This is a genomic window from Rhizobium bangladeshense, from assembly GCF_001662075.1.
GTDB classification, from domain to species: Bacteria; Pseudomonadota; Alphaproteobacteria; order Rhizobiales; family Rhizobiaceae; genus Rhizobium; species Rhizobium bangladeshense_B.
In genome coordinates this window covers 154,233-163,021 of record NZ_LYPL01000016.1, presented here as the reverse complement: position 1 = coordinate 163,021, position 8,789 = coordinate 154,233, and the positions used below count along the sequence as shown (strand labels likewise).

The 8,789-nt window shown below is 63.9% G+C and carries 6 protein-coding genes; all 6 read left to right on the top strand.

Translation table 11 applies throughout. The features are described from left to right. Positions 1-425: 425 nt before the first annotated feature. The 6 genes from kdpF (at position 426) to A7X77_RS26325 (ending at position 8,762) form a co-directional block, all read left to right on the top strand. Complete coding sequence (gene kdpF / locus A7X77_RS26350; RefSeq protein WP_064685783.1) at positions 426-515, top strand: K(+)-transporting ATPase subunit F; 90 nt, start codon at positions 426-428, stop codon at positions 513-515. Between the two features lie 53 nt (positions 516-568). Next, on the top strand, positions 569-2,272 hold the full coding sequence (gene kdpA / locus A7X77_RS26345) for a potassium-transporting ATPase subunit KdpA (protein WP_064685782.1): 1,704 nt from the start codon (positions 569-571) through the stop codon (positions 2,270-2,272). Between the two features lie 49 nt (positions 2,273-2,321). Continuing rightward, positions 2,322-4,382 (top strand): potassium-transporting ATPase subunit KdpB, encoded by a 2,061-nt coding sequence (kdpB, locus tag A7X77_RS26340; protein WP_064685795.1) that lies wholly within the window; start codon positions 2,322-2,324, stop codon positions 4,380-4,382. Between the two features lie 60 nt (positions 4,383-4,442). Next, complete coding sequence (gene kdpC / locus A7X77_RS26335; protein WP_064685781.1) at positions 4,443-5,012, top strand: potassium-transporting ATPase subunit KdpC; 570 nt, start codon at positions 4,443-4,445, stop codon at positions 5,010-5,012. Positions 5,013-5,364: 352 nt separating this feature from the next. After that, positions 5,365-8,073 (top strand): sensor histidine kinase, encoded by a 2,709-nt coding sequence (locus A7X77_RS26330; protein WP_064685780.1) that lies wholly within the window; start codon positions 5,365-5,367, stop codon positions 8,071-8,073. Continuing rightward, a complete protein-coding gene (locus tag A7X77_RS26325) occupies positions 8,070-8,762 on the top strand; it encodes a response regulator transcription factor (RefSeq protein ID WP_064685779.1) in 693 nt (230 codons plus the stop codon). The genes A7X77_RS26330 and A7X77_RS26325 overlap by 4 nt, the downstream gene beginning before the upstream one ends. Positions 8,763-8,789: the final 27 nt, after the last annotated feature.

Sequence of the window (8,789 nt, the reverse complement as noted above, 5' to 3'; positions counted from 1 at the left end):
CTTCAACAGATCCCACTGATCGTCCCGGAGAACTTCACCTTCCATCGCTGACCTCCAAAAGTCAGCGTTGAATCTGATTTGCTCCTCAAACGGAATCCCAATTCGTTAATTTGTCACCACAGCCTAGCTCGCTTACTGAAAAGACTTTATAACATTTTTATATAGACGGCCGCCGGCCCGTCTCGAACCTTTATGCCCTTCCGCTCCATATTCATGGCCGAGAGATCGAACGATCATCTCCACGCCAGATAGCATGAAAGGCGGCCCGCCCCGGGGGATGGCGCCCTTTGTCTTGTCTGACTCCAGGACGAACGACAGGAGTCACGATCATGATGGATATCATTCTACTCGGCACTGCGATCATCTTCTTCGCGCTGTGCTTTGCCTACACCAGAGCCTGCGACAGGCTTTAGCGGGAGAACGCCATGACCCTCGATTATCTCTTGAGCGGCGCGGTGACCGTGTTTCTCACCCTTTACCTCACCTACGCTCTGCTTCGCCCTGAGCGCTTTTGAAGAAAGCCGGCGCTTCCAGTTGCGAGGCGTCCGGTTACAGAAAGTCTACCTCCATGACCCTCAACGGATGGCTTCAGATCCTGCTTTATTGCGGGATCGTTCTTGCGCTCGTCAAACCGCTCGGCGGCTATATGACGCGTGTCTTCAGCGGCGAACGCACTTTCCTCTCCCCGGTCCTCGTTCCCATCGAACGCGGGCTTTACCGCGTCGCCGGCACCAGCGAGAGCGAGGAGCAGCATTGGACCTCCTACGCCTTCGCCATGCTGACGTTCAATCTTCTCGGCGTCATCGTGCTTTATGCGCTGCAGCGGCTGCAGGCCGGCCTACCCTATAACCCGGCCGGCATGGCGGCCGTCCCGCCGGAGCTTTCCTTCAACACCGCCGTCAGCTTCGTCACCAATACGAATTGGCAGAACTACGGCGGCGAAAGCACCATGTCCTATTTCACCCAGATGGCCGGCTTCACCGTCCAGAACTTCGTCTCCGCAGCGACGGGGATTGCCATCGCGATCGCATTCATCCGCGCCTTCTCGCGCGCTTCCGGCAAGGCCATCGGCAATTTCTGGGTCGATATGACCAGGGCAACCCTCTATGTGCTACTGCCGATCTCGATCGTGCTGACGCTCGCCTATGTCTATCTCGGCGTGCCGCAGACGCTCGGACCCTATGTCAATGCGACGACGCTCGAAGGCGCCAAGCAGTCGATCGCCCTCGGCCCCGTCGCCTCGCAGCTTGCGATCAAGATGCTCGGCACCAATGGCGGCGGCTTCTTCAACGTCAATTCCGCCCATCCGTTCGAAAACCCGGACGCGATCTCCAACCTCATCCAGATGGTCTCGATCTTCGCCATCGGCGTAGCGCTGACCAATGTCTTCGGCCGCATGGTCGGCAACCAGCGCCAGGGCTGGGCGATCCTTGCCACGATGGGCGTGCTGTTCCTTGCCGGCGTTGTCGTCACCTATTGGGCGGAAGCCGCCGGCAATCCGCTGATGCATGCCTTCGGCCTCCACGGTGGCAACATGGAAGGCAAGGAGGTCCGCTTCGGCTTGGCGCTTTCGTCGCTCTTTGCCGTCATCACCACCGCCGCCTCCTGCGGAGCGATCAACGCCATGCATGGCAGCTTCACCGCGCTCGGCGGCCTCATTCCGCTGATCAACATGCAGCTCGGCGAGATCATCGTCGGCGGTGTCGGCGCCGGCTTCTACGGCATCCTGCTGTTCATCATCGTCGCCGTCTTCGTCGCCGGCCTGATGGTCGGCCGCACACCGGAATATCTCGGCAAGAAGATCGAGGCGAAGGAAATGAAGATGGCCGTCCTCGCCATCCTCTGCCTGCCGCTCGCCATGCTTGTCTTCACCGCGATCGCCACGGTGCTGCCCTCCGCCGTCGCCTCGGTCGGCACCGCCGGTCCGCACGGCTTCTCCGAAATCCTCTATGCCTATACCTCGGCTGCGGCCAATAATGGCTCGGCCTTCGGCGGCCTGACCGGCAACACGCCCTGGTACAACGTGACGCTCGGCATCGGCATGCTCGCCGGCCGCTTCCTGGTCATCATCCCGGCTCTCGCCATTGCCGGTTCGTTGATCACCAAGAAGAGGGTTCCGGCTTCTGCAGGCACCTTCCCGACGGACGGCCCGCTCTTCGTCGGCCTGCTCGTCGGCACGATCCTGATCGTCGGCGGCCTGACGTTCTTCCCGGCGCTGGCGCTCGGGCCCGTCGTCGAGCACCTCGTCGGCCTCGCCGGACAGACTTACTGAGACGATGCAGGTTTCGTTCACCATCCTCGTTTCAAAGCTGGAGCCTCTTATGAGCCAGGCAAAAACCGCGAGCATCATCGATTCTCGCATTCTCGTTCCGGCCGTCGGCGCCGCCTTGAAAAAGCTCGACCCGCGCGCGCTGGCCAGAAATCCTGTCATGTTCGTGGTGGCCACGGTCTCGGTGCTCACCACCATGCTTTTCTTGCGCGACCTCGTCACCGGCAACGGCAATCTCGGCTTCTCCTTCCAGATCAATCTCTGGCTCTGGTTCACCGTGCTCTTTGCCAATTTCGCCGAAGCCGTCGCCGAAGGCCGCGGCAAGGCGCAGGCGGATTCGCTGCGCAAGGCGCGTACCGAAACCCAGGCGAAACTGCTGACCGGCAATAATGGCAACGACTATCGCATGGTGCCGGGCACCAGCCTCAAGGTCGGCGATATCGTGCTTGTCGAGGCCGGCGACATCATCCCGTCGGACGGCGAGGTGATCGAAGGTGTCGCCTCTGTCAACGAAGCGGCGATCACGGGCGAATCCGCCCCGGTCATCCGCGAATCCGGCGGCGACCGCTCGGCCGTCACCGGCGGCACCCAGGTGCTGTCCGACTGGATCCGCGTGCGCATCACCGCGGCGGCCGGCGCGACCTTCCTTGATCGGATGATTTCGCTGGTCGAAGGCGCTGAGCGCCGGAAGACGCCGAACGAGATCGCGCTCAACATCCTGCTTGCCGGCATGACGCTGATCTTCGTGCTCGCCACCGCGACGATCCCGAGTTTTGCCATCTATGCCGGCGGCTCGATCCCGATCATCGTGCTCGTCGCCCTCTTCGTCACCCTGATCCCGACGACGATCGGCGCGCTTTTGTCGGCGATCGGCATTGCCGGCATGGACCGCCTCGTGCGCTTCAACGTGCTCGCCATGTCCGGCCGCGCGGTTGAAGCCGCCGGCGACGTCGATACGCTGCTGCTCGACAAGACGGGGACGATCACCCTCGGCAACCGCCAGGCGACGAACTTCCGGCCGGTGCGCGGCGTCTCCGAACAGGACCTCGCCGACGCCGCCCAGCTCGCCTCGCTTGCCGACGAAACGCCGGAAGGCCGCTCCATCGTCGTGCTCGCCAAGGAGAAATATGCGATCCGCGGCCGCGACATGGCGAGCCTCAAGGCGACCTTCGTCCCCTTCACCGCCCAGACCCGCATGAGCGGCGTCGATCTCGAAGGCGCCTCGATCCGCAAGGGGGCGGTCGATACGGTGCTGACCTACGTCAATAGCGACGCCCCCTCGAAAAACGGCAGCGAGGTCGTGCGCGAGCTGCAGTCGATCGCCGACGAGGTCGCCAAATCGGGCGGCACGCCGCTCGCCGTTGCCCGCGATGGCCGCCTGCTCGGCATCATCCAGTTGAAGGACATCGTCAAAGGCGGCATCCGCGAACGCTTCACGGAGCTGCGCCGCATGGGCATCCGCACGGTGATGATAACAGGCGACAACCCGCTGACGGCAGCGGCCATCGCCGCCGAAGCCGGCGTCGACGATTTCCTCGCCCAGGCAACGCCGGAGATGAAACTGGCGCTGATGCGCGAGGAACAGGCCAAGGGCAAGCTGGTCGCCATGTGCGGCGACGGCACCAACGATGCCCCTGCGCTTGCCCAGGCCGATGTCGGCGTCGCCATGAACACCGGCACGGTCGCCGCCCGCGAGGCCGGCAACATGGTCGATCTCGCCAGCGACCCGACCAAGCTCATCGAGATCGTCGAGATCGGCAAGCAGCTTTTGATGACGCGCGGCGCGCTGACGACCTTCTCGATCGCCAACGACATCGCCAAATACTTCGCCATCATCCCGGCGATGTTCCTGACCTTCTACCCGCAGCTCGGCGTGCTCAACGTCATGGGACTGTCGACGCCGCAAAGCGCCATCCTCTCGGCGATCATCTTCAACGCATTGATCATCATTGCGCTGATCCCGCTGTCGCTGAAGGGCGTGCGCTACCGCCCGATCGGCGCCGGCGCGCTGCTGTCGCGCAACCTGCTGATTTACGGCCTCGGCGGCATCATCGTCCCCTTCATCGGAATCAAGGCGATCGACATGGCCGTCGCCGCTCTCGGCCTTGCCTAGCGGAAGATCTGGTTCCTCACCGGAACCGGTCTCCGCGTGAACTCACCAAGGAGCAGAATAATGTTGAAAGAATTCCGCCCGGCCGTCGTCATGATCCTTGCCACCACCGTGATCACCGGCCTTCTCTATCCCCTTGCCATGACCGGTGCGGCCCAGGCACTGTTCCCCACCCAGGCGAACGGCAGCCTCGTCGAGAAGAACGGCCAGGTGATCGGCTCGACGCTGATCGGCCAGGCATTCACCAGCGACAGATATTTCCACGGCCGTCCCTCGGCCGCCGGCGACGGCTACAATGCCGCCGCCTCCAGCGGCTCCAACCTCGGCCCGACCAGCCGGAAGCTGATCGACCGGGTCAAGGGCGACTATGAGGCGGCCAAGGCCGAAAACCCGACTGCCGAGGTGCCGACTGACCTCGTCACCGCCTCGGGCAGCGGCCTCGATCCCGATATTTCGCCGGAGGCCGCCTATTTGCAGGTGGCCCGTGTCGCCAAGGCGCGCAGCCTTGACGAGGCCAAAGTGAAGGCGCTGGTCGACGGCGCCGTTAACCACCGCGAACTCGGCATTCTCGGCGAACCCAGGGTCAATGTTCTGGCGTTGAACCAGAGCCTTGATGCTTCTATGACTGAGTGAGTTTGGTTGGCTGGGTCGAGAGTAAGCAGTCGGCCTGATGAGCATCCGAGACGCGGTGCGCTTGCTGGTCGGGGCGGCTTTGGCGAGAAGGCCAACCTCACTCTCCGTCATCCTCGGGCGTGACCCGAGGATCCATGCCGCGGGCTCCTGGTGGATGCCCTATGGATGCTCGGCTCAAGGCGAGCATGACGGAGGGCGGGGCGAGCATAAAGAGCTATTCGCGGCTAGAGGCCCCGGAATGCCTTCCGCCAACTGAGCCAAGCGACGTCGGCCCGTCGACTGAAGTGATTTAACGGGGGGTCGCGAGGAGAACCCATCCTCAAGCACAGGCATCTGCAGAAAGACCACACGCATGCCAGACGACAATCGCGACCAGGCCGGCAGGCCATCGCCCGATGCGCTTCTCGAAAAAGCCCGGGCGGAGATGCGCGGCCGCCTGAAGATTTTCCTCGGCGCCGCTCCCGGCGTCGGCAAGACCTACGAGATGCTGATCTCCGGCCGCGCCAAGATCGCCGATGGTCTCGACGTCGTCATCGGCGTCGTCGAAACCCATGGCCGCAAGGAGACCCAGGCGCTCGTCGTGGGCTTCGAGATCATCCCCCGCGTCGAAATCGACTATAAGGGACGGCTGCTCGAGGAAATGGACCTCGACGGCATCCTCACCCGCCGGCCGGATCTCGTGCTCGTCGACGAACTCGCCCACACCAATGCCGAGGGCAGCCGCCATCCGAAACGTTACCTCGACGTCAAGGAGCTGCTCGATCGCGGCATCGACGTCTATACGACGCTCAACATCCAGCATGTCGAGAGCCTGAACGACGTCGTCTCGCAGATCACCCGCATCCGGGTGCGCGAGACCGTGCCGGATTCGATCATCGACCTGGCCGACGATGTCGAGATCATCGATCTGACGCCGGATGATCTGATCAAGCGCCTGCATGACGGCAAGGTCTACATACCGCGCACCGCCGAGCGGGCTCTGACCAATTATTTCACGCCGGGCAACCTGACGGCGCTCCGCGAGCTGGCGCTGCGCAAGACCGCCCAGCGCGTCGACGACCAGTTGCTGACCCACATGCAGGCCCACGCTATATCGGGCCCCTGGGCGGCGGGCGAACGGGTCCTCGTCTCCGTCGATCATCACCCGCGCTCGGCCTCTCTGGTGCGCTACGCCTCGCGCATGGCCTCGCGGCTGCGGGCGCCTTGGGCGGCCGTCTATATCGAGACCCACCGCTCGATCAACCTGAGCGAAGCCGAGCGCGATACGATCGCCTCCACACTGCGGCTTGCCGAACAGCTCGGCGGCGAGGCGATCACCATTCCCGGCCGGGAGGTGGCCGAAGAACTCGTCCGCCACGCCACCGCCAACAACGTCACCCATATCGTCATTGGCGCGCCGAAGAAGCCGACATGGCGCGACTGGTGGGGCCGCTCGATCACCGACGAGCTGATCCGCAAGACCGGCGAGATCAGCGTCCATGTCATCTCGGGCACCGAGAAGGACGGCACCACCGCGCGCGGCATCAAGGCCGCCGCCGCTGCGCCGCAACTGGATTTCAGAGCCTATCTGCTGGCGACCGTCTATGTCGCCATCGCGCTCGGCGTCAGCATCGTGCTCGACCAGGTGCTCGATGTGCGCAACCTCGCCCTGGTCTTCCTGATGGCGGTGCTGACCTCCGCCGTCCTCCACGGCCTGCGGCCGGCGCTCTACAGCTGCATTCTCGGCGCGCTGTCCTTCAACTTCTTCTTCCTGCCGCCGCGCTACACGCTGACGATCAGCGATCCGGAAAGCGTGCTCGCCTTCTTCTTCTTCCTCGGCGTCGCCGTCATCGCCAGCAACGTGACCGCGACCGTGCAGCGCCAGGCCGCCGCCGCCCGGCAGCGGGCGCGCACGACGGAAGATCTCTATCTCTTCTCGAAAAAACTCGCCGGCACCGGCACGCTCGACGACGTGCTCTGGGCTACCGCCTTCCAGCTCGCCTCGATGCTGAAGGTTCGCGTCGTGCTGCTGCTGCCCGAGGAGGGCACCATCGCCGTCAAGGCAGGTTATCCGCCCGACGATACGCTCGACGATGCCGATATCGCCGCCGCCCGCTGGGCCTGGGAGCACAATCACGCCGCCGGCCGCGGCGCCGACACCCTGCCCGGCGCCAAGCGCCTCTATGTGCCGCTCCGAACCGGGCGCACTGCCGTCGGCGTCATCGGTCTCGACAGCGACCGCCGCGAAGGGCCCCTGCTGACGCCCGAGCAGCAGCGGCTGCTCGATGCGCTGGCCGACCAGGCGGCCCTTGCCATCGAACGCGTCCAGCTCGTCGCCGACGTCGACCGGGCAAGACTTGCGGCTGAAGCCGACCGGCTGCGCTCGGCTTTGCTCACCTCGATCTCGCATGATCTGAAGACGCCGCTTGCCGCCATCCTCGGCGCCGCCGGCACCCTGCGCGATTACTTCGCCTCGATGCCGGAGGAGGATCGCGCCGACCTGCTTTCCACCGTCGTCGACGAATCGGAGCGCCTCAACCGCTTCATCGCCAATCTGCTCGACATGACCAAGATCGAGTCCGGCGCAATGGAGCCGAACTCTGCGCTGCACTATGCCGGCGATATCGTCGGCACGGCGCTCGCCCGCGCCGCAAAGATCCTCGAGCATCACAAGACCGAGATGAGCATGCCCGCCGAGCTGCCGATGGTGCGGGTCGATCCTGTCCTGTTCGAGCAGGTGATCTTCAACCTTCTCGACAATGCCGCCAAATACGCGCCTGCGGGATCGGTGATCCAAATCGAAGGCTGGGCCGATGCCGACAATGTCGTCGTGCAGGTTTCGGACGAAGGCCCGGGCATTCCGCCGGCCGACCTTGCCCGCGTCTTCGACACTTTCTACCGGGTGCGCAAGGGCGACCAGGTGCGCGCCGGCACCGGGCTTGGCCTGTCCATCTGCCGCGGCTTCATCGAGGCGATGGGCGGCACGATCACGGCCGGAAACCGGCGTGGCCGCCCAGGCGCCGTCTTTACCATCCGCCTGCCGAAACCCAACGACATTCCGAAACTGGATGAACTCAAATGACCGGTTCAGCCGTCAAAATCCTCGTCGTCGACGACGAGCCTCCGATCCGCAAGCTGCTCCGCGTCGGCCTGACCGCGCAGGGCTATGACGTGCAGGAAGCGCCGAATGCCGAAAGCGCCCGCCAGTCAGTCGCCGACGACATGCCCGACCTCGTCGTGCTCGACCTTGGCCTGCCCGACATGCCGGGCCATGACCTCTTGCAGGAGTGGCGCGACGGAGGGCTTTCCATGCCTGTTGTCATCCTGTCCAGCCGCACCGACGAGGCCGGCATCGTCAAGGCGCTGGAAAGCGGCGCCGACGATTATGTCACCAAGCCCTTCGGCATCAACGAACTCGGCGCCCGTATCCGCGTGGCGCTGCGCCACCGGCTGCAGCAGCAGGGGGAAAGAGCGATTTTCCAGACCGGCGGGCTGTCGATCGACCTCGTCAAGCGCATCGTCAAGGTCGACGGCGAGGAACTAAAACTGTCGCCGAAGGAGTACGACATTCTGCGCGTGCTGGCCCAGTATGCTGGCAAGGTGCTGACACACCAGTTTCTTTTGAAGCAGGTATGGGGGCCGGCGGCTGACGTGCAATATCTGCGCGTCTACATCAGACAGATCAGGCAAAAGGTCGAGAAAATTCCCGATCAACCACACTATATTACCACCGAGACCGGCGTCGGCTACCGGCTCAGAGAACCGGACTGACATCCCTCCCCTTCCCCCTTGCCGATC

Coding starts and splice junctions, on each gene's coding strand:
- kdpF (WP_064685783.1), top strand. CDS start 426: ATGACCCTCGATTATCTCTTGAGCGGCGCGGTGACCGTGTTTCTCACC.
- A7X77_RS26330 (WP_064685780.1), top strand. CDS start 5,365: ATGCCAGACGACAATCGCGACCAGGCCGGCAGGCCATCGCCCGATGCG.
- A7X77_RS26325 (WP_064685779.1), top strand. CDS start 8,070: ATGACCGGTTCAGCCGTCAAAATCCTCGTCGTCGACGACGAGCCTCCG.
- kdpA (WP_064685782.1), top strand. CDS start 569: ATGACCCTCAACGGATGGCTTCAGATCCTGCTTTATTGCGGGATCGTT.
- kdpB (WP_064685795.1), top strand. CDS start 2,322: ATGAGCCAGGCAAAAACCGCGAGCATCATCGATTCTCGCATTCTCGTT.
- kdpC (WP_064685781.1), top strand. CDS start 4,443: ATGTTGAAAGAATTCCGCCCGGCCGTCGTCATGATCCTTGCCACCACC.